The sequence below is a fragment of the Leisingera sp. F5 genome (genome assembly GCF_001593695.1).
On record NZ_LUKH01001002.1, the window covers coordinates 1 to 1,368 of the forward strand.

General features: G+C 63.1%; 1 protein-coding gene. It reads left to right on the forward strand.

All coding sequences use genetic code 11. The features are described 5' to 3' along the window. Nucleotides 1-1,368: ATP-binding protein (locus tag A2I95_RS38280; RefSeq protein ID WP_291737634.1), on the forward strand; the 1,368-nt coding region annotated here is incomplete at both ends.

Below are 1,368 nucleotides of genomic sequence, written 5' to 3' on the forward strand. Positions count from 1 at the left end.
CAAGCATTACGCCGCTGCGGCGGCGCTGCTGGAGGGATTTGATCACACCCCGCGGATTGCCAGGCCGACCGTGGAGAGAAAGGCGCCGGAGCGCTCGGCGGGGATTGGCACGCGGCGGCGGTTCCGCTCGACCACGCCGGGGCTGGTGACGCGCTCCACCGCGCGGCCCGAAGGCGTCCATCTGATCGCCCGTATCGAGGCCGCGGATGAGGATGATCCGCTGACCACGCCGCTGCAGGCGACCTTGCAGCACGCTTTGCGCCGGGCCCTGGCGATCTCATTGGCGATGGGGGAGGCTTATGCGGATGTGTCCGGTCTGGGTGAACTGAAACGGGCCAATCTGGCGGGGTCCTTGGACGCGGCCCGCAAAGGTGAGTTCACCGAGCTGCTGGCGGCGGAGGCGCTGGTATCGGCGCATGTCTTTGCCAATGCCGTGGCGTTTTTGCTGGCGCCGCACGGGTCCGAAGCGCAGGCTGAGGTGGGCGAGGCGGAGGAGCTGCTAACGGATAATGCGCCGCTTGCCTTGCATGGGGTGCTGTGGGAGCTGGATCAGAAGCTGGCGCTGTATGCCCCCGACGATGCGCATCTGATCGCTGCCACCGCAGCTTATGCCGAGCAGCTGCTGGAGAAGGCGGCGCTCAGGGCGCAGAATGCAGGCCGGCTGGAAGCCTTCACGTCCGCTGCCTGGCGGGTGGAGGCAGATGATCTGACCATCAGCGGCTTTGACGCCGCGGCCAAGGCGAAATCCACTACCCTCACCATGGCGTTCAAGAAGCCGCATGAGGTGGTCGGCAACCATATCGCCAAATATCAGGCCCTGCGGCTGGCTAAAATGCTGATGGCCTATGATTTCGACCGCCGTTTGAACCCGTTTGCCGAAATGGGCGGGTTCATCTTTACCTTCATGGGGGACGGGAAGCCGGGGACGGGCAAGACGACGCTGATCCAGATGATGGCGGGGCTGATGCATGATTATTGCCAGAATGCGGGCTATGCCTTCCGCTACCAGAATTTCGGCATCGACAATATTGACAGCTATCAGGGCAAATCCGGCCAGAACGCCAAATCGTTCATTCAGAACGTGATCGACCCCGGTGTCATCGGCTTTGGCACCATCGACGACATCGACCAGATCACAGGAAAACGCGGCGACCGGCAGTCCAGCGCCGGCCAGCAGGAGGTGACGGCGGTGTTCATGGAGGCCTTTGCCGGCGCCAATACCGTGGTGCGGGGCAATTGCACCTTTGGCATGTTCTCCAACTATCCGGAGAATGTGGACGATGCGCTGCGTCAGCGGGCGGGCGCACGGTTCCTGGTGGATGGGCCGCAGACGCGGGAGGATTACATCGACATTCTGACGCTCTTGAT